26 protein-coding genes are annotated in these 26,991 nt (G+C 71.8%); 13 read left to right on the top strand and 13 right to left on the bottom strand.

Translation table 11 applies throughout. The features are described 5' to 3' along the window. The first annotated feature begins 47 nt into the window (after positions 1-47). Positions 48-2,036, top strand: coding sequence for a hypothetical protein (locus O7598_RS09240; RefSeq protein ID WP_269690901.1), 1,989 nt, complete (start codon positions 48-50; stop codon positions 2,034-2,036). A 74-nt stretch (positions 2,037-2,110) separates the two neighbouring features. Here the strand turns inward: O7598_RS09240 and pulA are convergent, their stop codons facing one another. After that, the gene (pulA, locus tag O7598_RS09235; protein ID WP_269690900.1) at positions 2,111-7,606 is read right to left on the bottom strand and encodes a pullulanase-type alpha-1,6-glucosidase; all 5,496 of its coding nucleotides are present in this window, start codon (positions 7,604-7,606) and stop codon (positions 2,111-2,113) included. Between the two features lie 141 nt (positions 7,607-7,747). Next, the gene (locus O7598_RS09230; RefSeq protein WP_269690899.1) at positions 7,748-8,449 is read right to left on the bottom strand and encodes a cellulose binding domain-containing protein; all 702 of its coding nucleotides are present in this window, start codon (positions 8,447-8,449) and stop codon (positions 7,748-7,750) included. Positions 8,450-8,689: 240 nt separating this feature from the next. Here O7598_RS09230 and O7598_RS09225 point away from each other — a divergent pair, with 240 nt between their 5' ends. Further along, positions 8,690-9,235, top strand: a complete 546-nt coding sequence (locus tag O7598_RS09225; RefSeq protein ID WP_269690898.1) for a GNAT family N-acetyltransferase — start codon at positions 8,690-8,692, stop codon at positions 9,233-9,235. A gap of 115 nt (positions 9,236-9,350) precedes the next feature. Here the strand turns inward: O7598_RS09225 and O7598_RS09220 are convergent, their stop codons facing one another. After that, on the bottom strand, positions 9,351-10,004 hold the full coding sequence (locus O7598_RS09220; protein WP_091071763.1) for a GOLPH3/VPS74 family protein: 654 nt from the start codon (positions 10,002-10,004) through the stop codon (positions 9,351-9,353). A 197-nt stretch (positions 10,005-10,201) separates the two neighbouring features. Between O7598_RS09220 and O7598_RS09215 the strand changes: the two genes are divergently transcribed. Next, a complete protein-coding gene (locus O7598_RS09215) occupies positions 10,202-11,710 on the top strand; it encodes an APC family permease (RefSeq protein ID WP_269690897.1) in 1,509 nt (502 codons plus the stop codon). Between the two features lie 74 nt (positions 11,711-11,784). Here O7598_RS09215 and O7598_RS09210 read toward each other — a convergent pair whose 3' ends face one another. Both O7598_RS09210 and O7598_RS09205 read right to left on the bottom strand, forming a co-directional pair. Further along, the gene (locus O7598_RS09210; protein WP_269690896.1) at positions 11,785-12,174 is read right to left on the bottom strand and encodes a hypothetical protein; all 390 of its coding nucleotides are present in this window, start codon (positions 12,172-12,174) and stop codon (positions 11,785-11,787) included. 39 nt (positions 12,175-12,213) lie between these two features. Next, on the bottom strand, positions 12,214-13,068 hold the full coding sequence (locus O7598_RS09205; RefSeq protein WP_269690895.1) for a hypothetical protein: 855 nt from the start codon (positions 13,066-13,068) through the stop codon (positions 12,214-12,216). Here O7598_RS09205 and O7598_RS09200 point away from each other — a divergent pair. The 3 genes from O7598_RS09200 (at position 13,067) to O7598_RS09190 (ending at position 15,475) form a co-directional block, all read left to right on the top strand. Beyond that, positions 13,067-13,255: a hypothetical protein gene (locus O7598_RS09200; protein WP_139128748.1), complete on the top strand. Its 189-nt coding sequence runs from the start codon at positions 13,067-13,069 to the stop codon at positions 13,253-13,255. The genes O7598_RS09205 and O7598_RS09200 overlap by 2 nt on opposite strands. 53 nt (positions 13,256-13,308) lie before the next feature. Continuing rightward, on the top strand, positions 13,309-14,145 hold the full coding sequence (locus O7598_RS09195) for a hypothetical protein (RefSeq protein WP_269690894.1): 837 nt from the start codon (positions 13,309-13,311) through the stop codon (positions 14,143-14,145). A gap of 676 nt (positions 14,146-14,821) precedes the next feature. Continuing rightward, the gene (locus O7598_RS09190; protein ID WP_269690893.1) at positions 14,822-15,475 is read left to right on the top strand and encodes a C39 family peptidase; all 654 of its coding nucleotides are present in this window, start codon (positions 14,822-14,824) and stop codon (positions 15,473-15,475) included. A gap of 50 nt (positions 15,476-15,525) precedes the next feature. On the opposite strand, the gene O7598_RS09185 is transcribed toward O7598_RS09190, so the two are convergent. Both O7598_RS09185 and O7598_RS09180 read right to left on the bottom strand, forming a co-directional pair. Next, positions 15,526-16,179: a DedA family protein gene (locus O7598_RS09185; RefSeq protein ID WP_269690892.1), complete on the bottom strand. Its 654-nt coding sequence runs from the start codon at positions 16,177-16,179 to the stop codon at positions 15,526-15,528. A 23-nt stretch (positions 16,180-16,202) separates the two neighbouring features. Continuing rightward, entirely contained in the window at positions 16,203-16,571 is a 369-nt protein-coding gene (locus O7598_RS09180; RefSeq protein WP_269690891.1) for a VOC family protein, read from the bottom strand. 156 nt (positions 16,572-16,727) lie between these two features. Here O7598_RS09180 and O7598_RS09175 point away from each other — a divergent pair, with 156 nt between their 5' ends. Beyond that, a complete protein-coding gene (locus tag O7598_RS09175; RefSeq protein ID WP_269690890.1) occupies positions 16,728-19,583 on the top strand; it encodes an aconitate hydratase in 2,856 nt (951 codons plus the stop codon). A 63-nt stretch (positions 19,584-19,646) separates the two neighbouring features. Here O7598_RS09175 and O7598_RS09170 read toward each other — a convergent pair whose 3' ends face one another. Next, positions 19,647-19,961, bottom strand: a complete 315-nt coding sequence (locus tag O7598_RS09170) for a hypothetical protein (RefSeq protein ID WP_269690889.1) — start codon at positions 19,959-19,961, stop codon at positions 19,647-19,649. An 88-nt stretch (positions 19,962-20,049) separates the two neighbouring features. Here O7598_RS09170 and O7598_RS09165 point away from each other — a divergent pair, with 88 nt between their 5' ends. The 4 genes from O7598_RS09165 (at position 20,050) to O7598_RS09150 (ending at position 22,446) form a co-directional block, all read left to right on the top strand. Then, positions 20,050-20,817, top strand: coding sequence for a DUF5753 domain-containing protein (locus tag O7598_RS09165; protein ID WP_269690888.1), 768 nt, complete (start codon positions 20,050-20,052; stop codon positions 20,815-20,817). Beyond that, positions 20,808-20,993: a DUF397 domain-containing protein gene (locus O7598_RS09160; protein WP_269690887.1), complete on the top strand. Its 186-nt coding sequence runs from the start codon at positions 20,808-20,810 to the stop codon at positions 20,991-20,993. Before O7598_RS09165 ends, O7598_RS09160 begins: the two co-directional genes overlap by 10 nt. 209 nt (positions 20,994-21,202) lie before the next feature. After that, the gene (locus tag O7598_RS09155) at positions 21,203-22,168 is read left to right on the top strand and encodes a trypsin-like serine peptidase (protein WP_269690886.1); all 966 of its coding nucleotides are present in this window, start codon (positions 21,203-21,205) and stop codon (positions 22,166-22,168) included. A gap of 74 nt (positions 22,169-22,242) precedes the next feature. Next, positions 22,243-22,446 carry a hypothetical protein gene (locus tag O7598_RS09150; RefSeq protein WP_269690885.1) on the top strand — a complete coding sequence of 68 codons (204 nt, stop codon included), beginning with the start codon at positions 22,243-22,245 and terminating at the stop codon, positions 22,444-22,446. Between the two features lie 14 nt (positions 22,447-22,460). Here O7598_RS09150 and O7598_RS09145 read toward each other — a convergent pair whose 3' ends face one another. From O7598_RS09145 to O7598_RS09130, 4 genes are all read right to left on the bottom strand, one after another. Beyond that, complete coding sequence (locus tag O7598_RS09145) at positions 22,461-23,159, bottom strand: class I SAM-dependent methyltransferase (RefSeq protein ID WP_269690884.1); 699 nt, start codon at positions 23,157-23,159, stop codon at positions 22,461-22,463. 85 nt (positions 23,160-23,244) lie between these two features. After that, on the bottom strand, positions 23,245-23,664 hold the full coding sequence (locus O7598_RS09140; protein WP_269690883.1) for an SRPBCC family protein: 420 nt from the start codon (positions 23,662-23,664) through the stop codon (positions 23,245-23,247). Positions 23,665-23,705: 41 nt separating this feature from the next. After that, a complete protein-coding gene (locus O7598_RS09135; RefSeq protein WP_269690882.1) occupies positions 23,706-23,924 on the bottom strand; it encodes a hypothetical protein in 219 nt (72 codons plus the stop codon). Between the two features lie 54 nt (positions 23,925-23,978). After that, positions 23,979-24,401 carry a DUF6086 family protein gene (locus O7598_RS09130; RefSeq protein WP_269690881.1) on the bottom strand — a complete coding sequence of 141 codons (423 nt, stop codon included), beginning with the start codon at positions 24,399-24,401 and terminating at the stop codon, positions 23,979-23,981. Positions 24,402-24,454: 53 nt separating this feature from the next. Between O7598_RS09130 and O7598_RS09125 the strand changes: the two genes are divergently transcribed. Beyond that, positions 24,455-25,231 carry a hypothetical protein gene (locus tag O7598_RS09125; RefSeq protein WP_269690880.1) on the top strand — a complete coding sequence of 259 codons (777 nt, stop codon included), beginning with the start codon at positions 24,455-24,457 and terminating at the stop codon, positions 25,229-25,231. Between the two features lie 10 nt (positions 25,232-25,241). On the opposite strand, the gene O7598_RS09120 is transcribed toward O7598_RS09125, so the two are convergent. Then, entirely contained in the window at positions 25,242-25,973 is a 732-nt protein-coding gene (locus O7598_RS09120) for an SDR family oxidoreductase (protein ID WP_269690879.1), read from the bottom strand. A gap of 93 nt (positions 25,974-26,066) precedes the next feature. Here O7598_RS09120 and O7598_RS09115 point away from each other — a divergent pair, with 93 nt between their 5' ends. Then, on the top strand, positions 26,067-26,915 hold the full coding sequence (locus O7598_RS09115) for a LysR family transcriptional regulator (RefSeq protein WP_269690878.1): 849 nt from the start codon (positions 26,067-26,069) through the stop codon (positions 26,913-26,915). The last annotated feature ends 76 nt before the right edge of the window (positions 26,916-26,991 follow it).

The following is a 26,991-nucleotide window of genomic DNA, read 5'->3' as shown; positions in this document are numbered from 1 at the left end:
GTGGCGAAGCGACCTTGTCAGGTACAAGGAGAGGGCAGAGAGCTCCGATGTCCAACTACCTTCGCAATAACGATGACGCCACCACCCGCGAGACCGTCTCCCCGCTCCGGCGCCGCCGGCTCTGGCTCGCGACCGGCGTCGTGGGCCTGACCGGAGCGGTCAGCCTCGCCGGCGTGGCCTACGCGACCACCGGGGTCACCGGTCCGCACCGGCTCGCCGACGTGAAGTGGTCGACCACGCAGCAGCTCAGCGACGGCGACCACGGCGACGAGGCCACCGAGGACGAGCACGGCAAGGACGACTACCGCGGCGACGAGTACGGCAAGGACGGCAAGGACCGGGGCCAGGAGGGCCGTGACCGGGGCGAGTGGGGTGGCGAGGAGGACCACGGCAAGGCCCGCGAGATCCCCTGCGACGACGACGCCCTCGTCGACGCGCTCGAACTGGCCAACCGCGACCACGGCGGCACCCTGAAGCTCGCCGAGAACTGCACCTACGAACTCGGCGTCAAGGACCGCAAGGTCGGCGGCGCCCTGCCCGAGATCAAGCAGGACGTCACCATCAAGGGCAACGGCTCCACCATCAAGCGCGACGCCGAAGACACCTTCCGCATCTTCCGGGTCGTCGACGGCGGCCACCTCACCCTGAAGGACCTGACCGTCAAGGGTGGGAACGCGTCCGAGTTCAAGTACCCGGGCGGTCCCGGTCCGATGGCGCCCGCGGCGGCGAACGGCACCGCGGCGCTGCCGGCGCCGGCCGCTCCGGCCCAGCCGGCGGTCGCGGGAGCGCCGGCCGCCACCGCGGCCCAGGCCGCCGCGCCGGCTCCGGCCGCGCCGGTTGCCCCGGCCCAGCCGGCGGTCGCGGCGCAGGCCGCTCCGGTCGCGGCGCAGGCCGCCACGGCGCCGGTGCAGGCCACCACCGCGGCGCAGGCCGCGACCGCGACGACGATCGCGGTCTCGGACTCGGACTCGGAGCACGGGGACGAGAAGAAGGGCGAGGGCGACGGCGGCGCGCTGCTGGTCGAGCGCGGCGGCAGCGCCCACCTGGACAACGTCAAGCTCGCCGAGAACAACGCCGAGAACAACGGCGGCGCGGTGGCCAACTTCGGCCGCGTGTGGCTGGAGGAGAGCAAGGTCGTCAACAACCACGCCCAGGGCGACGGCGGCGGCATCTTCAACCGCGGCATCCTCAAGGTCGAGGAGACCAAGGTCGACGACAACACCGCGGGCGGCAACGGTGGCGGCATCGCCAACGGCAACGGCCTCTCCGGCAAGCACGGCGAGGACGCGACGGAGCTGAAGGGTTACGTCCCGTCGGGCAAGCACGACGAGGCCGGCACGGTCGAGATCATCGGTTCCGACCACGGCAAGGACGGCGGCAAGGAGGGCGAGAAGTCCTCGCTGTCGAACAACCGCGCCGGCAAGAACGGCGGCGGCCTGTTCAGCAGCGGCGGCTACGTCACCGTCTCCTTCACCCACATCACCGGCAACACCGCCTGCGAGAACGGCGGCGGCGTCTACGCCGAGAACACCGACCTCGACCTCGACAAGGTCGTCGTCGCCGGCAACCACGCCGACGGCGACGGCGGCGGCGTCGTCACCACCGGCGGCAAGCACTGGGGCTACCCCAACACCAAGGACGAAGCCAGCGCCACCATCGCCGACAGCGTCATCGTCGACAACACCGCCAACCGCTTCGGCGGCGGCATCTACAACGGCGAATGGCTCGTCAAGATCGAAGACGGCTTCCTCACCCGCGAACACGACGAGGACGACAACGCCGCCCTCACCCTGCGCGACACCCTGATCAAGGGCAACACCGCCCTCAACGGCGGCGGCATCTTCAACAACAAGGCAAAGATCACCCTGACCAAGACCCACGTCACCAAGAACACCGCCACCGACGCCGCCAAACTCCACCGCGTCGCCGGCGGCGTCCTCAACCACGAGGGCCACGTCAAGCTCGACGACGACTCCCTCATCAGCGACAACGACCCCACCAACTGCGCCAACACCGTCGAGGACTGCTTCAACTGACCTGACGGACCCGGGGTACGCACCGGCCCCCCTGCCAGCAGTGGCAGGGGGGCCGGTCGTCGTTCGTGGCGCGGTCAGCTCTGGACGAAGACCGCCACACTGCGCGCCGGGACGGTGAACGTGCCGCCCGCCCGGTCGAACGAGGCGGTCCGCAACGCCGGGTCGGCCGAGTTCCGCAGCACCGGGTGCAGCGCCACGTTCGCCCCGCGCAGGCCGGCGACCGTCTGCTTCGCCGTCTCCGGGGTGGCGTTGAAGACGACTGTCACCGACTTCCACTTCCCGTCCAGCCCGCGGGCGTCCAGGGTCATGGTCAGCACGCCCGGAGTCTCCTTCTCCCCGGACAGCGGGAACGCGACCCGCTTCTGCACCTGCTCGGCGGTGGGCAGCCCGAACACCGGCGAGGACCGCCGGATGCGCAGCAGCTCCGCGTAGCGGGCGTCGGTCAGGTCGATCGCCGTGCAGCCCGGAACCAGCTTCGGGTCGGCCAGCAGCGGCTTTGCGTACGGCCACTTGTCCTTGTTGTCCTGCTCCGGCGGCAGGCCGGCGCCGAACCCGTTGCCCTGGGCGCAGTCCCAGCGGATCTGGTTGAACCAGTCACCGGAGTTGAACGAGTTGCGGTCCAGCGACTTGGAGCGCAGCCGCTCCGAGCCGGCCGTCACGAACCCGGTGCCCTGCCCGAACGCGGTGGTCGCCAACGCGAGGACCTGCATCCGGGCCCGGTCCTGCGCCGAGGTGCCCTGCGGCAGCTTGTACGCCAGCGCGTCGTACAGGATCTCGTTGTCGTGCGCGTCGACGTAGGTGACCGCCTCGCCCGGCGCGGCGGTGTAGCCGGCCGGTGAGCCGTTGTAGTCGACCTGGCCGCCGGTGACCCGCTTGCCGGAGGTGTCGGTGAACCGGTAGTCGCGCAGGTTGCCGGTCAGCCCCACCTTGATCAGGTCGTGGGCGTGCAGCAGCCGGGCCTTCTGCCCGGCCGCCGAGCCGTTGACCTCGTCGCCGTTCGGGTCGGTGAACAGGCCGGAGGCGAAGCCCTGCACCCGCGGGTTGGCGTCGAACGGGCCGCCGCCACGCACCGCGTCGCGGAGCCGGTCGTTGAACGTGCCGATCCCGGTGCCGGCCATGTTGGCCTGGGTGGCCTGGACGAACCGGGCGTTGTCGGCGACCTCGCCGAAGTTCCAGCCCTCGCCGTACAGCATGATCTTCTTGCCGTCGACGCCGTCGCGGGCGGGCGTGAGCCTGTCCAGCGCGGCCCGCACGGCCAGGATGTTCGCCTTCGGGTGGTGACCCATCAGGTCGAACCGGAAGCCGTCCACCTTGTACGCCTTGGCCCAGGTGACCAGCGAGTCCACCACGAGCTTGCCCATCATGGCGTGCTCCGGGGCGGTGTTGGCGCAGCAGGTCGAGTTGGCGACCGTGCCGTCCTCCAGCAGCCGGTGGTAGTAGCCGGGCACCACCTGGTCGAGCACCGACTTTCCGTCGGTGCCGGCGGCCGAGGTGTGGTTGTAGACCACGTCCATGACCACCCGCATGCCGGCCTGGTTCACCCCGGCGACCATCTGCCGGAACTCGGTGGTGCGCTTCGCGCCGTTCGGGTCGACCGCGTAGCCGCCCTCCGGCACCGTGTAGTGCAGCGGGTCGTACCCCCAGTTGTAGCCGTCCTTGTCGGCCACCGCCGCGACGCACTTCTGCTGCTGGTCCGAGTCCGACGGCAGCTTCGCCAGGTCGCAGGCCGGCTGGGCCTGGTCGGCCCGCTTCTCCGGGATCGTGGCGAAGTCGAACGCCGGCAGCAGGTGCAGGTAGTTGACCCCGGCGGCGCCGAGCGCCCGCAGGTGCTTCATCCCGGCGGTGTTCGGGTCGGTGAACGCGAGGTAGGTGCCCCGCTTCTCGGCCGGGACCGTGCTGTCGGCGATGGAGAAGTCGCGCACCGACAGCTCGGAGATCTGTGCCTTGGCCGCCGGCACGGGCGCCGGCTTGCGCAGGTTCGCCCAGCCGGCCGGCGCCAGCGCCGGGTCGGTCAGGTCGACGATCTGGCTGTGCGTGGAGTTCGGCGCGAGCGCGACCGAGTAGGGGTCGGTCACCGACGCGGTGACCACCTTCTGCGCCACCGGCTGCCAGGCCTCGACCTGGTAGCGGTAGTAGCGGCCGGTCCACGCCCGGGTGCCGCGCACCGACCAGACGCCGGTGCGGTCGTTGCGGCTCATCGCCACCGTGCTCGGCTGCCCGGTGGGCGAGTCGAACAGTTGCAGCGACACCTTCCGCGCGGTCGGCGCCCACACGGCGAGGGTGGGCACCCGGCCGGCGAACGTCGGGCCGAGCTTCGCCGAGGTGGCCGCCGGGTAGACGTCGTCGAGCACACCGGGGATCTGCACCCCGGTGGCGCTGAGCAGCGCGCCCTCGGCGTCCCGCTCGGTCACCACGAGCTGCCCGCGCAGCGCCGCCGGCACCTTGGCCAGGTCGGCGCGGTCCAGCGAGAAGGCGCGATGGGCCCAGAGCTGGGGGTACGCCTGCCGTTGCGCCTCGGTCAGCCCGTTGCGCTGCGCCCGCAGCGGCAGCGTGGTGTACGTGCCGGTCAGCTCGCCGTCGGCGACGCCGATCCCGCCGGCCGGGGCGGCGACCAGCGCGTACTTCTTGCCGTCGGTCGGGCCGGTGGCCCAGGCGACGGTGGACCTGTCGATCCACTGCGCCTTCTGCTTGGTGACGTCGACGTCCGTGGCGGCGCCGGAGCTGGTGGCCGGCAGCAGTCGACCCTTGACGCCGGCCAGCAGCCACACCTCGTGCCCGACGGTCAGGTCGAGCCGCTGGTCGTCCGGCTGGTCCTTCTCGTCGCCGTTGTGGATGATGTAACTCAGCCCGGTCGCGCCGGCGGCCAGGGGCACCCGGAACACCGCGCCGTACGCGTCGATCTTCTCCGGCTTGAGCGGGGCGGCCCAGTCGGTCGGGTTGGCCGCGCCGTCCCACAGGTGCAGGCCCCAGCCGTCGTAGTTGCCGTCGGCCTTGCGCCAGTGGATGACCGCGGTGCCCTGGTCGACGGCCGGGTCCGGCTCGCCGGTGGCGGCCTGCCGGGTCGGGTAGAGGGTCGGGTCGCCCTGCTTCACCCAGACCTCGCCGGTCTGCGTGACGTCGATGGTGCGGTCGTTCGCCACGTCCTTGTTGCCGTCTTTGTCGACCACGAGGAACCCGACCGACTTCGCGCCGGGCTTGAGCTTCACCCAGGCGAAGCGGCCGAACGAGTCCTCACCGACGAACGGCTGTCCCTTGGGCCACTCGGTGACGTACGCCGGGTCGATGTCGCCCCAGGCGTAGAGCCCCCAGTCGTCGTAACCGCCGGCCGGGCGCTGGTAGTGCACGACCGCCCAGTCCCGCGACGCGCCCTGCGCCGGGGTGCCGACCGTGCCGGTGGTGCGGGCGGTGGCGGTGCGGCCCTTGCCGTCGCGGACCACCGCCTTGTATTCGACAGTCGTGCCGCCGGCCAGCCCGGTCAGGTCGTGGTGGACCGTGTACGGCGCGCGGTCGGCGCTGCCCAGCAGCGTCCACTTCCCGCCGGGCACCCTCGCGGCGAACGTGACGGTGGCGAGCGGGTCGCCGGTGACCTGGGCGGTGATCGCGGTGGTGGTGGCGACCGGGGCGGCGCCCGGCTCGGTGAGCGTGACGGTCGGGGCCGCGCCGGGCTGCGGGATCGCCCGGTCGGCCTTGAGCACCACTGCCGACATGGCCGGCACGGTGACGCTCAGCTTGCCGTCGTTGCCGGCCGTCGCGGTCGCGGCGCCGCCGTAGACGCCGGTGAAGCGGGCGCCGGCCGACCAGGTGTCCACGGTGACAGTCTGCGGGGTGGAGGCGTTGTTCACCGCCGCGACGTGTTCCACCCGCTCGGTCTTCAGGATCCGGGAGAAGGCGAACACGCCCGGTCCGTCGGCCGCGTACCGGGTGACCTGGACGCCGTCGCGCAGCGCCGGGTGCGCGGCCCGGAGCTTGCCCAGCTCGGCGATGGTGCGGTAGAGCGGGTGGCGGGTGTCGTACTGGTCGGTGGCGTGGGTGCGGGTGGTGCCGATCAGGTCGTCGTCGAGGTAGTCGGCGGTCCGCGAGGCGAACATGTCCTGGCGGGCATCCTTGTCGCCGCCGGGGCCGGTGAAGCCCTGCTCGTCACCGGAGTAGACCACCGGCTGGCCTCGGGTGAGGAACATCAGCTGGTGGGCGAGCTGGTCGCGGCGCAGCTGGGCGGCGTCGTCGCCGTCGGCCGCGGCGATGAACGAGCCGATCCGGCCCATGTCGTGGTTGCCGAGGAACGTGGTGAGCCGGTTCGCGTTCGTGTCCCGGGCGGAGTACAGGTCGTCCTTGGCGTACACGTCGGCGAGCGCCTTGGCCGAGCCGTCGGCGGCGGTGTAGCCGCGCGCCGCCTCCTGGAACGAGAAGTCGAGCGTGGCGGGCAGGCCGCCCTGCCGCACGTAGGTCGACTCGATCGCCTGGTCGGCGCTGTAGACCTCGCCGAACATGAAGAAGTCCTTCTTGCCGGCCTTCGCCGCGTAGGCGTCGATGCCCCGGGTGAACTGCGGCCAGAAGTCGAGGTTGGCGTGCTTGACCGTGTCGAGGCGGAAGCCGTCGACGCCGGCCTTGCCGATCCACTGCCCGTAGATGTCGGTCATGCCCCGGACCACCTCGGGACGCTCGGTCCACAGGTCGTCGAGGCCGAAGAAGTCGCCGTACTCGCTGTTCTCGCCGGCGAACGTGGAGTCACCACGATTGTGGTACATGGTCGGGTCGTTGAGCCACGCCGGGACCTTGGCCTTTGCGTCGGCCGGGCTCGCGAACGTCGGGGTGTACGGGAACGACGTCGAGTTCACCGCGGGGAACTTCCGCGTGCCGTCGGCGTAGTTGCGGTCCTCGAACGCCCGGCCCGAGGCGTCCTTGTACGGCGCGGTCTTCTTGTCCACGTAGCCGTACTTGTCCTCCGCGTAGCGGATGATGTCGGCGGTGTGGTTGACGATGATGTCCAGATAGACCTTGATCCCGCGCCGGTGCGCGAGGTCGACCAGCTTCTTCAGCTCGGCGTTGGTGCCGAAGTGCGGGTCGACCTGCGTGAAGTCGGTGATCCAGTAGCCGTGGTAGCCGGCCGACACGTCGGCGCCGGTGCCCTGCACCGGCCGGTTCTTGAAGATCGGCGCCAGCCAGATGGCGGTGGTGCCCATCCCCTGGATGTAGTCCATCTTGTCGATGACGCCCTTGAGGTCACCGCCGTGGTAGAAGCCCTTGTCCGCCGGGTCCAGGCCGGTGCGGAGCCGGTCGCCGGTCAGCCCGCCGGTGTCGTTGCGCCTGTCGCCGTTGGCGAAGCGGTCCGGCAGCACGAAGTAGAACTGCTCCGCCTTCGCGGTGTTGCTCCCGGCCTTGAGCAGCGCCTCGGCGGACGGCTCCCGGTTCCACTGGGGGGCGTTGCCGGCGGCCAGGACGTCGGGGGTGGCGGCGTGCTCGGCACTGTCGGCGCCGAGCTGGTGGAGGGCCACCGGCACGCCGACGAGGGTGAGTACGAGGGAGGAGACCAGGGCGAGCAACGCCTTGGGGGATATCGGCGTCGGTTTCATCGACGGCCTTTCTCTGGTCGCTGATTCGCCCGCACGCTAGCTCTTGCCGAAACATTCTGCAATACCTTGCAAACGAAGTCGCAACACGGCAGTCATCTTGCAAAACGCGATGCCGGTGCCCTCGTCGTCGGGCGCGGCGACTCAGAGACCGGCGCAGGTCACGCCGTCGACCGTGCAGGTGTCCGGCCGGGTGGTGCCGGTCCGCTCGAAGTGGAAGCGCACCGGCACCGACGCGCCGGCGGCCAGGTCGACTCCGCTGCGATAGGTGAAGACCCGGCCGTCGAAGCCGAACGGGCCCTGTTCGGCGCCCTCGACCCAGGCGGTGACCAGTCGGCCCCGCGGAAACGTCAGCCGCACCGTCCAGCCCTGCGCCGACCGGCCGGTGTTGACCAGCAGCACCTCGCCGATGAAGCCGCCGTCGAAGGTGTCGACCACCCCGTACCGCCCGGCCACCGCGGACGGCGGGGCCGGCGGCGGAGGCGGTGGCGGCGCGGGCGGAGCGGGTCGGACGTCGCCGCGTGGGCTGCCGGTAGACGCGGCCGGCGTCGGCCGGGCGGGCAGCACTGTCGACCGGGGCGACAGCCCGGGCGCCACCGGGCGCGGCGCCGTGCCCGACGCCGCACCTGTCGCGGCGGGCGTGCTCGCCGGCGTGACCGGGAGGCCCGGCAACGACATGGCCGGATCCGTGGGCCCCTGCGCCGGGAACGTCCGCCGCCCCCGCACCGCACCGAGCGCCACCACGAGCAGCACCACCATCACGACCACCCCGGCGGCGACCAGGATCCAGGGGGACGAGGTGATGGCGGACCCGGGCGACGGGGCGGCACGACGCGTGCGGAACATGTTCCTCCTGTCGGCGGGCACGGATCGCCCGGCTGCCCTCCCCCGTTGGCGGACTGCGCCAGCCTAGCCAGCAACACCGCGTGCGGCGAGCGGTCCGTGCGGACCTGACCGGCGACTCAGTGACCTGATACGTTGCACGCCGATCGATGACCACAATGGCTCGTGCAGCGGCAGGACGGGTGGCCAATGGCTCAGTGGCAGGGCAACATCCGGCGTGCGTCCACAGCGGACCACGCCGTCGTGACCGGGATTCTCGCCGAGGCGTTCATGCGGGACCCGGTGAGCGGCTGGATCTTCCCGGAGGACGACCACCGGGCGCGGGTCCACCCCGCGTTCTTCGGGCCGTTCGTCGCGTTGGCGCTGCGGACCGGCGAGGTCCACGTGGCCGGCGACGGGCTGGGCGCCACGCTCTGGCTCCCGGTCGGCGGTGACCACGACTCCGACGACGGCGAGGAACTCGCCGAGCTGGAAGCCGCGATCGGCCCGGAGGCGATGAAGCGGTTCGCCGTGCTCGACGAGATGATGGCCGCGAACCACCCCGGCGAGCCGCACTGGTACCTGCCGTTCATCGGGGTGCACCCCGACCACCACGGCAGCGGCGTCGGCTCGGCGCTGCTGCGCGACAAGCTGACCGAGTTGGATCAGTCGGGCACGGCCGGCTACCTGGAGGCCAGCACGCCGCGCAACGCGGCGCTCTACGAGCGGCTCGGCTTCCGGCGCCGCCCGGTCACGCTGGACCTGCCGGGTGGGCCCAGCCTCTACCCGATGTGGCGCGACCCCGCCTGAGAGGGCGCTCCGTCCCGCCCCGGAACCGCCGGGGCGGGACGCGGCCCGGCGGGCGTGTCGACGCCGCTCGCGGCGGGCGTGTCGACGCCGCTCGCGGCGGGCGCGGGGCGGGGCGTCAGCGGCGGACCGTGGTGGTGCTGACGTCGAGCGCGCCCACCACCGCGGCGAGCAACCCGTCGAGCTGTGCCGGAAGGAAGCGGCGGCAGTCCCGCATCCGGCCGCCGACCTGCGGGTCGAAGATGTGCGCGGCGAGCCCGACCGCCTCGCCGAGGCTCGCCAGCAGCAGCGTTCCCGGGTCCAGCTCGGCCGGGGACGAGTGCATCAGCATCGCGGTCAACCGGACCCGCGGCGAGGCCGCCTGGTTCGGGTCGATCGCCGGCCAGCGCACCTGGCGGCCGATCAGCTTGCCCTGCTCCCGGCGGAGCACGCCGGCGGTGACCAGCCGGGTGCCGACCCGCTCGTTGATGTTCAACTGGGTCCGCAGGTAGCGGATCCACAGCCGGGCCGGATGCGCGCCCTCGCGACGCAGGATCTCGGTGATCAGCAGGTCGGTCAGCGGCTCCTGCCAGAGCCGCGGGTCGACCGCGGCGATGCCGCCACCGTCGAGGGCGATCCGGCCCTCGAACATCAGCTCGGCGAGCGCGGCGCCGGCCAGCCCGCATTCCAGCCGGTCGACCGCGACATGCGGCTTACCGGTGAACTCGTCGTGTCCGATGAGGAACAGTGCATCGGCGAGCCGGTACGTGGCTTGTGCCCCGGGGTAGGTCATGGTCCATCCTCGAACGGTGGCCGTGATCGTCGACACGGGACGGTACGGCATGACCACGCACAGCTCAATTCCGGTCGATCATGCGCGCCCCAATCGATATCGAAGTGGGCTTGTGACGATCCGTGATCACCAATACCCTGCTTCAGGCTGTTCCGAAGTAGACAACCCCCAACCCCTTCCCCTCCCCTGGAGAACCCTTGTCCTCCGATCCGTTCTTCTCCGACGGTGGGCTGCGCCGTGGCCGTCTCGGCACCGCCCATCTCGTCTTCTTCACCGTCGCCGCGTCGGCCCCGCTGACCGTTCTCGGCGGCGGCGTCACCACCATGTACGCCGTCAGCGGCAACATGGGCGCCGCGCTGGGCTACGTGCTGCTCGCGGCCGTGCTCGCCGTCTTCGCCACCGGCTACGCCGCGATGAGCCGGTACGTCGCGAACGCGGGCGCGTTCTACGCGTACATCGCCAACGGCCTCGGCCGGGCCGGCGGGGTGGCCGGCTCGGCGGTCGCGCTGGCCGCGTACAACGCGATCCAGATCGGCCTCTACGGGCTGTTCGGCGCGATCATGAAGGACTTCATGACCGCGAAGGCCGGGCTCACCCTCGACTGGTGGGTGTGGGCGCTGCTGGCCTGGGTCTTCATCGCCGTGCTCGGCGTGCTGCGCATCGACCTGAACGCCAGCGTGCTCGCGGTGCTGCTCGTCCTCGAGTGCGTGGCGGTGCTGATCTTCGACCTGGTCGCGTTCGCCCACCCGGCCGGCGGCAGCGTCACCACCGGCGGCATCAGCCCCGGTCACCTGTTCGGGGCCGGGTTCGGCGCCGTGCTCGCGTTCACCATCGCCTCGTTCACCGGCTTCGAGAGCGGCGCGATCTACAGCGAGGAGGTCAAGGACCCGCGGCGCACCGTGGCCCGGGCCACCTACATCGCGGTCGCGTTCACCGGCCTGTTCTACGCCTTCTCCGCCTGGGCGCTCACCGTGCTGACCGGCCCGGAGAACGCGCAGCAGGCCAGCACCGAAGCCGGTCCCGGCGTGGTCTTCGGCGCGCTCGAGCAATACTCCGGCGTGGTCGTCGCGGACATCGCGAACGTCCTGTTCATCACCAGCGTGCTGGCCGCCCTGCTGTCGTTCCACAACGGCGTGGCCCGCTACCTGTTCGCGCTCGGGCGGGAGAACGTGCTGCCCCGCTTCCTCGGCTCGACGTCCAGCCGCAGCGGCGCCCCGATCGCCGGCTCGCTGATCCAGAGCGTCCTGGCCGTGGTCGTCTTCCTGGCGTTCGCGATGACCGGCCGCGACCCGGTCATCGACCTGTTCACCTGGCTGTCCGGCTCGGCCGCGGTCGGCGTGGTGCTGCTCATGACGCTCACCTCGGCGGCCGTCGTCGGCTTCTTCCGAGGCCGCGGCGGCCCGGAGTCGGCCTGGCAGCGGGCCATCGCCCCGGCGCTCGGCACCGTGCTGCTCACCGCCGTGCTGCTGGTCCTGCTGTTCAACTTCGACGCGCTGCTCGCGCCGGACACCGCGGGCTACCTGAAGTGGCTGCTCCCGGCGATCCCGGTGGTGGCCGGCCTCCTCGGCCTGATCTGGGGCGGGGTGCTGCGGAGCAGCCGGCCGGACACCTACCGCCGGATCGGCCAGCTCGACGAGGAAGGTCTGCACGAGCCCGGCCTGCACTCGGCCCCCGAGGCCGACCGCTGGGCCGCCAGCCACCGCTGAGCACGTAAGGCGGGGCCCCTTCTTGACGCATGTGGTCGAGAAGGGGCCCCTTCTCAACAACCGGGTCGTCGGGGTCAGGCGGTGCGGATGACGGTGCAGATGGCCGGGCCCTCGTCGGTGGTCCGCAGCAGATAGCGGTAGCGCTCGCCCGGCACCGCCCGGCCCTGGCTGTCCAGGAACTCCCACCGCACCGCGACCTCGGTGAGCAGCGCGGAGACCTGCTGCACGTCCTCGATCTGCGCGTTCGCGGCGATCAGCTCCCGCTCCTGGTAATCCGGCGCGGCGCCGACGAAGCTCAACGCCACCGCCGCCGGCGAGGTGAACGAGAAGCTGTAGGTGTCGGCGACCACCAGCCCGGGCAGGGCGTAGCAGGCCGCGATCGCCGGCACGTCGGCGCTGGTCAGCGCCACGCCGTAGCGGTCGAAGAAGTCGGAGAGCGTGTCGAGGTCGGTGGAAGCCGTCACGGGGCTTCCATTACCGGCGCGTCACCTCGGCAAACCTGGTCAGCGGGGCGGGATGCGGACCTCGATCTCCGCGCCGAGCTGGGCGCCGCCGGTCAGGGCCAGGTCGTCGCCGCTCCAGAATCGCCCCGGGTCGTACCAGTTGGGTCGCCGGCCGGCCGGCAGCAGCCCCATCGCCTCGTAGGTCACCGCCACCACCTCGGCGCAGTACGCCGTCTCCAGCGCCCGGTCGCTCATCGGGCTCCCGCCCTCGGACCTGCGAACGCCGTCGGACCTGCGAACGCCGTCGGACCTGCGAACGCCGTCGGACCTGCGAACGCCGTCGGACCTGCGAACGCCGTCGGACCTGCGAACGCCGTCGGACCTGCGATCGGCACCCGGCACGCGACCGTCGTCCGTGCCGCGACCCGCGTCCGGGCGGTCACAGTCGTCCGGGCGGTCACCGGCGTCCGAGGTGGACCGGCGCCAGCGCGGGTGCGGCACCCGGCCACGCGCCCAGCGCCAGGCGAGCTGCGCGGTGGACGGGAACGGCGTGCCGTCCAGACGCGCCACGGTACGCAGCACCGCCTCCTCCATGGCGGTGTCGGCGGACGGCTCGAGCTGGCGCAGCCAACCGCGCTGGCCGTACCGGTTGGCCCACACGCAGACCGCGTCGCGCAGGTCGTGCAACTGCACGCCACGCTGGCGGGTGCCGGTCCACATGTCCGTCAGCGAGCGACCCAGCTCGGCGTGCCACATCAGCGGCGGCATGTCGTCCAGCACCACCGCCATGCCCACGTGGTTGACCGGACTGTTGGTGGTGAACTGGATGGCGCGGTCGGGCACGCTGCGCCCGCGGAACACCCACAGGTCGCCGGTGCGGGTCAGCTCCACGGCCTCGTCCAGGCTGATGCTCATGGAGGACTACCCTAAGCCGATGCGGCAACGGATGCGGTGGTGGAAACTGCTCGGTCTGGCCGGTCTCGCCGGTGTGGCGGCGACGGGCGTGGTCGTGGCGCGGGCGGAGCGGCAGCGCCGGGCGTACACCCCGGAGGAGATCCGGGACCGGCTGCGCGAGCGGCACGCGAAGGCCTCGTCCTCCTGATCGTCGACGATTCGGGGCAGCGCGCGACGACGCGCTGCCCTAACATCGCGACGATGGGAAACAGTTTCTGGGAGACACAGTTTGTTCTCGATCCGCCGCCCGCGCCCGTGGAGCGGCACGGCGACGTCGACCTGCACCTGCCCGCCGGCGACGGCCGCCACCCCGCGGTCGTGGTGGTGCACGGCGTCCCGGGCCCGCCGGACGCCCCTGACGCGCGGGACTGGCCGCTCTACCGCGGCTACGGCGCCCTGCTCGCCGAACGCGGCGTGGTGACCGCGATCCCCCGCCTCGTCGTGACGAGCCCCGACGACCTGACCACGGTCGCCGGCCGCGTCGCCGACACCGCCGAACTGCTCCGCGCCGACCCCCGCGTCGATCCCGACCGGCTGGCACTCTGGTTCTTCTCCGGCGCCGGCCTGCTGCTCGGCGACTGGCTCCGCGAGCCGCCCGGCTGGCTGCGCGGTCTCGCCGCGACGTACCCGCTGTTGGCGCCCCTGGCCGAGTGGCCGCCGATCGATCCGCGCTTCCACCCGATCGACGCCCTCACCCTCACCGCCGCCGCCACCCCCGATCCGCTCCACCCCACCGCGGATCAGGCTGCCGCCACCCCCGGCCCGACCTCTCCGACCGACGCCGGACCCGCCGACACCGTGGCGGGCACGGCCCGGTCGGTGCCGCTCGTGCTGACCAGGGCAGGGCGGGAGCGGCCGGAGGTCGCGCCCGCCATCGACGCGTTCCTGGCCGCCGCCGCCCGGCACGGCACTCCCGTGCAGGTCGTCGACGTGCCGAACGGGCAGCACGGGTTCGACGCCCTGGACCACACGGAGGAGTCGCGCGCCGCCGTGCGTACCGCCCGTGACGCGCTGCTCGACCTGCTCGTCGCCACCTGACGACCGAGTCGGGGGTACCGACGCGCCCCCCGCCCCAAGTTCTGATCGACTCCAGTACGCCGAGGTGGCGGCATCGCCGCGTGCCCCATGCCGCCACCTCGGCGAACTGCTGTCCGACTACAGCCGGACTTCCCATTTTTCGAGACCGATCGTCCGCTTTGCGGGACGCCGCGAGATCTTGGAACCCAATGGTCCCCATAGGGGCCGCTCCGTACCAAGATTCACCGCCACCCCTTGGGTCACACTTCTTGATTGCGCATCATGAGGTAGCTGACGAATTTGTCCGTTTCGGTGAGGGCGGGCCGTGGTCGGGGCCACCGTCAGGGTGGAATCGGTGCGGGGGGCGGGGCGTTATACCTGGCAGACCGCGTGGAGCCTGGCCCCGCCGGGCAGCCCGGTTGACTGGTCACCGGCCGGCGTGGGAATGCCCGCGCACCGGTCGTCGTTACACCCCCGAGCCGCCGAGCAGGCCGCGGCCGGCGTGGGAATGACCGGCCACCGGCCGTCGTTACATTCCCCGAGCCGCCGAGCAGGCCACCCGCTCCGGCACCGGCTCCCCGGGCCCCCGAGCAGGCCACCCGCCGCCGGGCCCACCCCCCAAACCTTTCCCCCGCACGTCGGCGCCCCCTCGGGCGCCCGCGTGATCCCCCCAACCCCCCCTTTGGGAGGCACCATCATGGCTACCACCCTGCTGCGTAAGACCGTGCTCACCGCCGCCGGTATCGCCGCCACCGCCGGTGGCATCGCCGGACCCGCCATCGCCGCGCACGCCGCCCCGGCCGAGAAGACCACCGTCGTCGCCGACCGCAAGGGTCACGGCGAACGGGAACTCGACGTGCGCTACGAGGCCCAGCCCAACTTCTACTACTGCGGCCCGGCCGCGGCCCGCAATGCCCTGTCCGTGCAGGGCAAGAACATCGACGTGGACGCCATGGCCAAGGAGATGGGCACCACCGAGTCCGGCACCAACAGCATCAACGACATCACCCCGGTCCTGAACAAGGAGACCGGTGCCAAGGACGCCTACCGCTCGGTGGAGATCCGCAGCCCCAAGGCCGATGACAAGCAGACCGACAAGCTGCGCGCCGACATCGTCAAGACCGTCGACAACGGTCGTGCCGTGGTCGCCAACATCGCCGGCACCGCCACCGACACCGACGGCAACACCCACTCCTTCGAAGGCGGCCACTACATCAGCGTCGTCGGCTACCAGGACGACGGCCGCACCGTCACCATCGCCGACAGCGCCAACCCGAACACCGCCTCCTACCGGATGAGCGTCGACAACCTCGCCGACTGGATCGCCACCCGCGGCTACAGCACCAGCTGACCCGCCGACACGCGAAAAGGCCCGACCCCGTCACAGGGGTCGGGCCCTTTTCAGCGTTCCGTCGCCCCGACCGGCTCGGCCTGCTCGGGCGCCTCGACCGGGGCCAGCCGCTTCGCGCGGCGGCGCAGCCACCAGGTGCTGACCAGGCCGGCGAGCACGGCGAGCACCAGCCCGGCCCAGGAGATGTCCTTGAGCCAGTGCTCGGCGGCCCGCCCGACGTAGAACAGCAGGTAGGTCGTGCCGAACGCCCAGACCAGACCGCCGGCCGCGTTCGCCACCAGGAACCGGCGGTACGGCACGTGCAGCGCTCCGGCCAGCGGGCCGGCGAGGATGCGCAGCAGCGCGACGAACCGCCCGAAGAAGACCGCCCACACGCCGTGGCGGGCGAAGCTCTGCTCGGCGCGGGCCAGATGGGCCGGGCCGAGGTGCTTGGGGAAGCGCCGGCCCAGCCGTTCCAGCAGCGGCCGGCCGCCGCGGCGGCCCACCGCGTACCCGATGGAGTCGCCGACGATCGCGCCGGTCGCGGCGGCGGTGGCCACCCACTCGGGCTGGACCACCCCCGTGGCGGCGAGCAGGGCGGAGCTGACCAGCACGATCTCGCCGGGCAGCGGGACGCCCATGCTCTCGACGCCGATCACCCCGGCGACGATCAGGTAGATCACGCCCGGGGGTAGCGCGGAGAGCCAGTGCTGCACGTCGACCACGCCCCGACCCTACCCGCGCGAGCTCAGCCCGCGGGGGCCGTCATCGGTGCCAGGAACTCCAGCCGGTTGCCGTGCGGGTCGTGCGTGTGGAACCGCCGCATGCCGGGAATCTCGTCGTCCCCCCAGGTCACGGCGTGTCCGGCGGCGTCGAGGCGGGCGGCGAGGTCGTCCAGGTCGGTGCGGACCAGCGCCGGGTGGGCCTTGCGGGCCGGGTGGAAGTCGTCCTCGACGCCGAGGTGCAGTTCGGCGTCGTACCCGGTGAACCAGCAACCACCGCGGGCGGCGAGGGCCGGCGGTTTGGGCTTCTCGGTGAGGCCGAGCAGGCCGACGTAGAAGGAGCGGGAGAGGTCCTCGGAGCCGCGTGGGCAGGCGAGCAGGACGTGGTGGATCATGGTGGCACCTCCTCGTCCCGCAGCGTGGCACGAGGTTGCGCGAATAGCAAGACGGACGTACGGTTTTGTAGAGACCGACGCAGGTAAGTGTCGCCTAAGCACGGCGGCGCACCGGTCGGTGCGACAAACTGCTCAGGACTACTCACGGTCGCTGGTGTGAAGGAGTACGACGTGGCGAGCCTCGACACCTTCGGTGCGAAGACCCAGCTACGCGTCGGAGACGCGAGCTACGAGATTTTCAAGATCGGCCAGGTGGAGGGGCACGACCGACTGCCCTACAGCCTGAAGATCCTGCTGGAGAACCTGCTGCGGACCGAGGACGGCGCGAACATCACCGCCGACCACATCCGGCAGCTCGGCGCGTGGGACCCCACCGCCGACCCGAGCGTGGAGATCCAGTTCACCCCGGCCCGGGTGCTGATGCAGGACTTCACCGGCGTGCCCTGCGTGGTCGACCTGGCCACCATGCGCGAGGCCGTCCGCGACCTCGGCGGCGACGCCACCAAGGTGAACCCGCTCGCCCCGGCCGAGCTGGTCATCGACCACTCGGTCATCGCCGACCTGTTCGGCCGCGAGGACGCGTTCGAGCGCAACGTCGAGCTGGAGTACGAGCGCAACAAGGAGCGCTACCAGTTCCTGCGCTGGGGCCAGAGCGCGTTCAACGAGTTCAAGGTCGTCCCGCCGGGCACCGGCATCGTGCACCAGGTCAACATCGAGTACCTGGCCCGCACGATCATGGAGCGCAACGGCCAGGCGTACCCGGACACCGTGGTCGGCACCGACTCGCACACCACCATGGTCAACGGCCTGGGCGTGCTGGGCTGGGGCGTCGGCGGCATCGAGGCCGAGGCCGCGATGCTCGGCCAGCCGGTCAGCATGCTGATCCCCCGGGTCGTCGGCTTCAAGCTCTCCGGTGAGATGCCGGCCGGCACCACCGCCACCGACCTGGTGCTGACCATCACCGAGATGCTGCGCAAGCACGGCGTGGTCGGCAAGTTCGTCGAGTTCTACGGCCCGGGCGTGAGCGCGGTGCCGCTGGCCAACCGCGCCACCATCGGCAACATGTCCCCGGAGTACGGCTCCACCGTGGCGATCTTCCCGATCGACGGCGAGACCGTGCGCTACCTGGAGCTGACCGGGCGCGACCCGCAGCAGGTCGCGCTGGTCGAGGCGTACGCCAAGGAGCAGGGCCTCTGGCACGACCCGAACCACGAGCCGCAGTACTCGGAGCGCCTGGAGCTGGACCTCGGCACCATCGAGCCGTCGCTGGCCGGCCCGAAGCGCCCGCAGGACCGGGTGCCGCTCGGTAGCGCCAAGACGCTGTTCCGCTCGGCGCTGACCGACTACGTGGCGGCCGACGAGACCGGCGGCGACCCGGGCCGCAAGCCGGGCGTGCCGCAGCAGCAGAAGCCGTTCGGCACCGACGGCCCGGCCGACGAGGCGAGCGCCGAGTCCTTCCCGGCCAGCGACGCCCCGGCCAACGGGGTGAACGACCCGGCGGACGCGCCGCGTGACCTGGAGACCGCCGCCGTGGGCGCGGGCGGCCGGGCCACCAACCCGGTCCGCGTGACCGGCGCCGACGGCGCCGAGTACGAGCTGGACCACGGCGCCGTGGTGATCGCCGCGATCACCTCCTGCACCAACACCTCGAACCCGCAGGTGATGATCGGCGCCGCGCTGCTGGCCCGCAACGCGGTGGAGAAGGGCCTGAACCGCAAGCCGTGGGTGAAGACCACCCTGGCGCCGGGCTCGAAGGTCGTCATGGACTACTACGACCGCGCCGGCCTCACGCCCTACCTGGAGAAGCTCGGCTTCAACCTGGTCGGCTACGGCTGCACCACCTGCATCGGCAACTCCGGCCCGCTGCCGGAGGAGGTCTCCGCCGCCGTCAACGAGGGCGACCTGGCCGTCGTGTCGGTGCTCTCCGGCAACCGCAACTTCGAGGGCCGGATCAACCCGGACGTCAAGATGAACTACCTGGCGTCCCCGCCGCTGGTGGTCGCGTACGCGCTCGCCGGCACCATGGACATCGACCTGGCGAACGAGCCGATCGGCGAGGACGCCCAGGGCAACCCGGTGTTCCTGCGGGAGATCTGGCCGAACACCGCGGAGATCCAGGACGTCATCGCCTCGGCGATCGGCGCCACCGGTTTCAGCGCCGCGTACGCCGACGTGTTCGCCGGCGACGAGCGTTGGCAGTCGCTGCCGACCCCGACCGGTGACACGTTCTCCTGGGCCGGCGACTCCACCTACGTGCGCAAGCCCCCGTACTTCGAGGGCATGCAGCAGGAGCCGACCCCGGTGCAGGACATCGCCGGCGCGCGGGTGCTGGCGAAGCTGGGCGACTCGGTGACCACCGACCACATCTCCCCGGCCGGTTCGATCAAGGCGGACTCCCCCGCCGGCACCTACCTGGCCGAGCACGGCGTGGCCCGGCACGAGTTCAACTCGTACGGCTCCCGCCGGGGCAACCACGAGGTGATGATCCGGGGCACGTTCGCCAACATCCGGCTGCGCAACCAGCTCGTCCCGGGCGTGGAGGGCGGCTTCACGGTCAACCACCTGACCGGTGAGCAGTCCTCGATCTACGACGCCTCGATGGCCTACCAGGAGGCGGGCGTCCCGCTGGTCATCCTGGCCGGCAAGGAGTACGGCTCGGGCTCGTCGCGCGACTGGGCGGCCAAGGGCACCATGCTGCTGGGCGTGAAGGCGGTCGTCGCCGAGTCGTACGAGCGGATCCACCGCTCGAACCTGATCGGCATGGGCGTCCTGCCGCTGCAGTTCCCGGTCGACACCACCGCGGAGTCGCTGGGCCTGACCGGCACGGAGACGTTCTCGATCAGCGGCGTGACCGCGCTGAACGACGGCGACACCCCGCGCACGGTCAAGGTCACCACCGACACCGGCGTGGAGTTCGACGCCGTGGTCCGCATCGACACCCCCGGTGAGGCGGACTACTACCGGCACGGCGGCATCCTCCAGTACGTGCTGCGCCGGATGATCGCCAGCTGATCGGTTGTAAGGAGGGGCCCCTTGTTAACAGACGTCTGTCAACAAGGGGCCCCTCCTTACATCTCAGCGGAGGCGGAGGGCGACGGCGCGCGCCTCGGCGTCGGTGAGCGGCAGGAACCACAGGAACCGCCGCACGATGGCGACCGGGTCCGGGCCGTCGGGCTGCCCGCGCAGGTCGCGGATGGCCTGCCGGGTGATCCGGGAGAACTCGGGGATCAGCGTGGCGCGACGGGCCGCGTCGGTGGGCGTGGCCCGCAGCGTCGGGCACGGCCAGGGCTCGCCGCAGCGGTCGCAGCGCCAGGCCGGACCGCAGGCGCGGTGTCCGGGCAGCGGCAGCACCACCCTGGGGTACGCGGAGGTCGGTGTCGGCTCGGTCATCACTCCACCGTGCCGACCGTGTCCACACAATCACACAGCGTTGTGTAATCTCCTTCGGACGCTTCTTTTGCTCCCGGGAGGAACCGGCGTGAACCATGTCTTCGTCACGGCGCTGGCCGGCTCGGGTCACACCGCCGAAAGTCTGGCGGAACGGCTCGGTCTGCACCCGAAGACGGTGGCGCGCTGGGCCAACCCCGGGCACATCCCGCAGAGCCGGCACCGGGCCACCGTCGCCGACCTGCTCGGCCAGCCGATCGACGCGCTCTGGCCCGATGTGGGCCGCCGCCGCGAGCCGGTCTGGTTCCGCCCGTGGGTCGACATCGAACGCGAGGCGGTCGCGCTGCGCGCCTTTCAACTCGCCTGGGTGCCCGGCCTGTTGCAGACCGAGGCGTACGCCCGGGCCACGTTCCTCGGCCAGCCGCTCACCGCCGACGAGGTCACCGACCTGGTCGCCGCCCGGCTGGACCGGCAGGGCATCCTGGACCGCCGGCGCGGCCCGCTGTACGTGGTGGTGCTCGACGAGCAGGTGCTGCGCCGCGCCGCAGCCGGCGACCGGGCGCTGATGGCCGCGCAGGTGGCCCATCTGGCCGCCTGCGCCGAACTGCCGAACGTGCAGATCCACGTGGTTCCCGGGGACACACCCACCTATCCCGGGCTGGACGGGCCGTTCGTCATCGCCGAACTGCGCGACGGCACCCGGGTGGCGCATGTGGACAGTCAGGCGCAGGCGCAGATCATCGAGCAACCCTCGGAGATTGCTACCCTGGAGCGTCGGTGGGAACGCATCCGGGGCGAGGCACTGCCCCGCGCGCGGACCCTGGAACTCCTGAGGGAAGTTGCGGCGGCATGGACCTGAGCGACGCCCGGTGGCGCAAGAGCACCCGCAGCGGTGGCAACGGTGGTGACTGCGTCGAGGTCGCCGGCAACCTGCCCAGCGTGGTCGCCGTACGCGACTCGAAGGACCCGGCCGGGCCGGTGCTCACCTTCACCCCCGCCGCGTGGACCCGGTTCGTGGCGCTGGCCCGCCGTTAGGCCGGGCGACGGCCACGCCCGGCGCACGCGCGCACATTGCCATTCGAAGGATCAGCACAGGCGCCCGATCGCGGATCCGACATGGCAATTTGTCGACCCACACACCTCGTTGACACTTCTCAGCACCGTGGATACGTTTCCGATATCGCGATGAACAATGGGGGGCGCTCCAGTTTTCGATCCGGAAATCGAACGCTGGGAAGGAATTCATGAAAACGTCGACAAGACTTCTGGCCCTGCCGGCCCTGATCCTGCCGGTGATTCTCGCCGGCACTCCGGCGCAGGCCACCACCGGCACCACCACGGGCACTGCCGCTCCGACCGCGGTCACCTCGATCGAACGCAAGGCGGGGTCGTCCTCGCAGGCCAAGGCCTACTGGACGGCCGCCCGGATGGCGGCGGCCACGCCGGCCGACGAGGTGGAGAAGTCCGCCGGCCCGGTCACCCGGACGCCGACGCCGGAGCGGGTTCGGCGCTTCGCGGAGGCGGTGGCGCCGAAGGACGGCAGCGGCTTCGGTGCACAACTGAACGAGTCGATCACGGTCGGGAAAATCTTCTACACCAGTTCCACCGACGGCCTCGGTCACTACTGCTCCGCGAGCGTGGTGAACAGCCCGGCGCGCAACATGGTCTTCACGGCCGCGCACTGCGTGCACGACGGGCCGGGCCGGACCTGGCACACCGCGAACTGGATATTCGTGCCGTCGTACCGCAACGGCGCCCAGCCGTACGGCACCTGGGACTGGTCCACGCTCGCGGTGCCGAGCGGCTGGATCAACACCCGCGAGCGGCAGTACGACGTCGCGGTCGCGCTCGTCTACGGCAGCCGGTCGGTCGTGGACGCGGTGGGCGCCAACGGGCTCCTCACCGGCGGTGGCCGCGAATACCACTACGACATCTTCGGTTACCCGAGCAACAAGGACAGCGGCGAGATCCAGTGGGTCTGCTCGGGCACGTCGCGGGACGCGGGCAGCAACCGGATCGAGATGAACTGCGGCTTCGGCGGCGGGTCGAGCGGTGGTCCGTGGTACTACAGCTATGACAACACCAACAGGCGTGGTGACGTACACGGGGTGATGAGCTACTCCAGCGGCTCGAACACGAACGGGTCTCCGTACTTCTCCGCCTCGGTGGTGGGGACGCTCTACAACACGTACGCGAACGACACCTGGTGAACGACGTCCGCCTGGTGTGCCGGTCGGCGCACCAGGCGGACCGGCACGCCAACCACCCGCTTCAGGGAGGCGACATGTCACATCCCGTGCTGCTCGGCGCGGCCGGCGCCGCGGCGTTGGCCGTGGCCGCGGTCATCGTGGTCATCGCGACCCGCGATGCCGGTTCGGCGCGGCCCGCGCCCGGCCCGGTGGTCGCGACGCACAATCCGAGCCCCGGCGCCACCGACCCGTCCGCCTACTGGACGAGGGAACGAATGCGGGACGCGATCGGCGACTGACCCGGATCCGACATTCACCGAACGGATTCGAGGACGAAGAACAGAAAGCACATGAAGGACCCGGAGGGCAGGTCCGGCGGAAGCAGATCCGCCGGGGTGTCCGGCGAAGGGGGCGGCTCGCTGATCGTCACGATGCGGAAACCGGAGGCGGCGAAAGCATCCGCGACGGCGTGCAGCGGCCGGTGCCAGTAGGTCAGCCACACCGTCCGGCCGTCCATGACGTAGTCCTCGGAATACTTCGTCACCGCGAAGTAGTCGGCCTTGGGATATGCGATCGCATAGATGGCGGGGTGGATGATCGAGAGGATCAGGCGACCACCGGGCTTCAGCACGCGACGCAGCTCGGCGAGCGGGCCGGACCAGTCCTCCAGGTAGTGCAGGACCAGCGATGCGACCACGTCGTCGAACTCGGCATCCGGAAACGGCAGCGGTGCGCCCAGGTCCGCCACGTGCAGGTCGGCGTCCTCCCCCAGCCTCCGGCGGGCCAGCTCGACCATCGCCGCGCTCACGTCGAAGCCGGTGACCAGGGCTCCCCGGTCGCGCAGCGCCGCCGACAACGGGCCGGAACCGCACCCGGCGTCGAGGATCCGGCGGCCCGAGACGTCGCCGGCGAGGCGGAGCATCGCGGGTCGCTCGTAGTAGGCGTTGAAGAGGCCGTTCTCGTTCTCGGCCGCGTAGGCGTCCGCGAAGTTGTCGTAGTCGGCGGTGGTCACCGTTCCCCCGATCCCGCGAGAAGCGAAGGCCCCTTCCTACCAGGGCCGCCCGGATCGCGGGGCCCCGAACACTGACGCGGGAGAGTCAGTCCGGGTGGTGGCTCTGTTCCGCCGACTCCAGCACGGCCTTCAACCGGGCGAGGTCGCTCTCGACAAGCGCGGTGTCCCGCTCGTACTCCGTGTCGCTCATGCCTGGCCCCCGACGCAGGCTGAACACCACCTCGGTGCCGTCGCCGTCGGCGATGGCACGCAGCGGCACGTACACCGTCTCGCCGGACGGCGTGCGCACCTCGTGGTCGAGCACGCCGTATTCGTTGGCCGGCGCGAACGTCAGCCGGGCCCGACCCTCGGGCGTGTCCACGAACCAGTCGCCACTCTCGCGGGTCACCGAGCCGCCCAGGCCCGGCGCCCAGCGGGGCAGGTTGGCCGGGTCGGACGCGAACGCGTAGACCTCCGCGACCGGGCGGTCGATGTGCACGCTGAGGTGCCGGGACTCGGTAGCCACGCCGCCGATGATCGCATGCTGTCGGGTACGACCGGCACCCGTCAGTCGGGTCGGCCGCCGGCACGTCGCCGTCGTGACCGGGCGACCAGGCCGACGCCGAGCAGCAGAAACCCGCCCACGATCAGGGCGGTGCCGACATGGTGGACGAACGACGAGGCATCGGGCCGGAGGGCGACGACCGCCGCCACTGCCGCGAAGACCGCCAGCATGGTCAGGACGCCGACGAACACCCGACGTCGTGTCGCCGAGTCGGTGGACACCAGGGGATCACCTCCGTTGCCGGGCCTCGTACCCACCGGCCGCCGACGCCACGCTCATTCGGGCATGTACGGTGCCAGTTCGTCGGCCAGCGCCCGCAGCCGGGCCGCGTCGCCGGTGGCGCCGAACCCGCTGGGCAGGACCGCCACGTCCCGCGTGTCCATCGGGGACGCCGCTTCGGTCAGGGCCTCGACCGTGCCGCCGGCGCGTTCGACCATGACGATGCCGAGCGCGGCGACGTCCTCGATCAGCGCCCGAAGGATCCGGTGCGTGGAGGTGCGATAGCGGCGCACCAGCGCGTCGACGAACGCGGTGAACGCGACGAGGTCGATCTCGTAGTCGTCATTGCCCTCCGGGCCGATGCCGGTGGGCACCTCGACAGCGCCGGCGACCGCCTCGACATTGCGGGCGAAGAGTCGGGCGACGCCGGTGGCCGGGTTCCACAGCACGGTCCGGCCGGCCTGAAAGTACTGGCTCACCGGGATGATTGTGGTACGCCCCGCGCTCGCGGGCGCCGGTAGGGTCGGTCGGTGTGGGACTGGACGCGTACGTGTCCTGCCGGTGCTGGCAGGACGGCCTCGCCACGCCGTGCCCGGTCGGCCCGGTCGGCCACGACGAGGAAGGCCACCTGACCCTGATCCAGACCGACGAGTACGACGCGACGGCCGAGAACGCCTTCTACGCCTGGATGTCCGCAGACGCCTGCCCGCACCCGCACATGGAGCTGGCGAGCGAGGGCGTGGCCAACTGGACCGGCGTACGACTGTTCCAGCAGGCGCTGCGCGCGGCCGGCGAGGACCGGTTCCCGACGCTGGCCGCCGCCCTGCCGGACGGCAACGACGGCGGCTTCCCGGCCGAGCGGGCGGCGGCGGTGCTGGCCGAGCTGGATGCGTTCCGGGAGAGCGCGGTCGCGGACGAGGTGGCGCTCGTCGACGAGACGACCGGGCAGGTGGTGATGCAGTACGTCGAGGCCTACCGCGGGGTGTTCATGTACGGTCCGGGCTGGCACGCCGGCGTGGACCCGGACGGATTCTTCGTCGTCGACGACGCCGACCCACCGGTCACGCTGTTCCGCGCCGCCCGGTTCACCCAGCGGACGCTGCCCGACGGCCGGGTCGAACTCGCCGCCGGCGGGACCCGGACCGTCGTGGCGATGAGACCGGTGGGCCAGCATCAGTCGCCGCCGCCCGAGCGGCTCGCGGTGCGTACCCGGAGCCGGTCGGCCGACGACTACGCCTACCTCGTCGAGCCGCTGCGCCGGCTCTGCGCCGCGTCGCTGGCCACCGGAAACCCGGTCGTGTGGTGCTGACCGGAAGCGGTCACCACGGCACCACGCCGGCGTCCTCGAAGAACCCGCCGGTCGGCCCGTCGTCGGGCAACGTCGCCAGCCGGATCGCGATCGCCGCACCCTGCTGCGGCGTCCGTACCCCACGGAAGCCGTTCAGGTCGGTCGCGGTGAAGCCGGGGCAAGCGGCGTTGACCAGGATGTTCGTGTCGCCCAGCGCCCGGGCGTACTGGATGGTCACCGCGTTGAGCATCGACTTCGACGGGGCGTAGGCGACCGAGAGCGGCCCGGTCTGGTTCTCGCCCGTCGAGGCGCTCTGCCGGGTCAGCGAGCCGACCCCGCTGGACATGTTGACGATGCGGGGCGACGTCGAGCGGCGCAGCAGCGGCAGCATCGCCTCGGTGAGGCGGACGACGCCGATCACGTTGACCTCGACCGCCGCCCGCACGGTCGCCACGTCGGCGCCGCCGGGCTGCTGCGGCAGCCCGCCGGTGACGCCCGCGTTGTTCACCAGCACGTCGAGGCCGCCGGCCCGCTCCTGGAGCAGGCGGGCGGCGGCGGTCACGCTCGCGTCGTCGGTCACGTCCAGCGGTACGCCGAACGCGTCCACGCCGTCCGCGCGCAGCTTCGCCACGGCCGCTTCCCGGCGTTGCTCGTCCCGGGCACCGACGCCCACCCGCCAGCCGAGCGCGCCGAGGCCGGCCGCGATCTCGTACCCGATTCCCTTGTTCGCGCCGGTCACCAGCGCGGTTCTGCGTTCGCTCATGCGGTCGATCGTGTCCGCGCCACCGGCGGCCGGCCAACACCGTCTCGGTAGCGGGCGATACCCACCGGGTATCGCCCGGGGTACGGTGGCCGGATGGAGACGCGGGAGCTGCGCTACTTCGTCGCGGTCGCCGAGGAGCTGCACTTCGGGCGCGCCGCGCGCCGCCTCGGCATCGCCCAGCCACCGCTGTCGCGGGCGATCCGGCAGCTCGAACGGCGGCTGGGGGCGACGCTGCTGGAACGCGACAGCCGGTCCGTGACGCTGACCGCGGCGGGCGCGGTGCTGCTGCGGGAGGGCCGGGCCGCGCTGGACTCGGTGGCCGCCGCCGAGCGTCGCACCCGCCGCGCCGCGTCCGCCGGGGGCGGCGAGCCCGGCCTGGTGCTGGCCACGAAGGCCGGCGCGTCCAGCGAGCTGTTGCCGAAGCTGCTCGACGCGTACGCCGCCGAACCCGACGCGGTCGCCGTGGAGGTGCTGCTGTGCGGCATCGGGGAGCAGGAACGGCTGCTGCGCGACGGGCGGGCCGACGTGGCGCTGCTGCACCTGCCGTTCGACTCGACAGCCGGGCTCGACACCGAGGAACTGGTGACGGAACAGCAGGTCGTGGTGCTGCCGGCGGGGCATCCGTTGGCCGCCCGGACGCACCTGCGCAGGGCCGACGTCGAGTCGTTGCCCGATCTGCCGCTGCCGCGCTGGCCGCGCCCGGACGGCACGTACGCGGACGGGCCGGGCCCGGAGGTCCGCCAGCACGCCCAACTGTTCCAGCTCATCGCGCTCGGCCGGGCGGCGGCGGTGCTGCCCGAGTCGTGCCGGACGATCCTGAGCCCGGGTCTGGCCGCGGTGCCGGTGCCGGACGCGCCGGCGGTGACCACGGTGATCGCGTGGCCGCCGCACAGCCGCTCCCGGGCCCTCGCCGGGCTGGTCCGCACCGCCACCCGCCTCTGACGACGCGCCGCGCGACGCGCCGGCCGTCGGCGGCGGGCGGCCGTGCGGGCCAGCCGTCCGTCTCCTGTCCCCGACG

The sequence above is a fragment of the Micromonospora sp. WMMC241 genome (assembly GCF_027460165.1).
Taxonomy (GTDB): Bacteria; Actinomycetota; Actinomycetes; order Mycobacteriales; family Micromonosporaceae; genus Micromonospora; species Micromonospora humi.
This window is presented reverse-complemented; position numbering and strand designations above follow the sequence as displayed.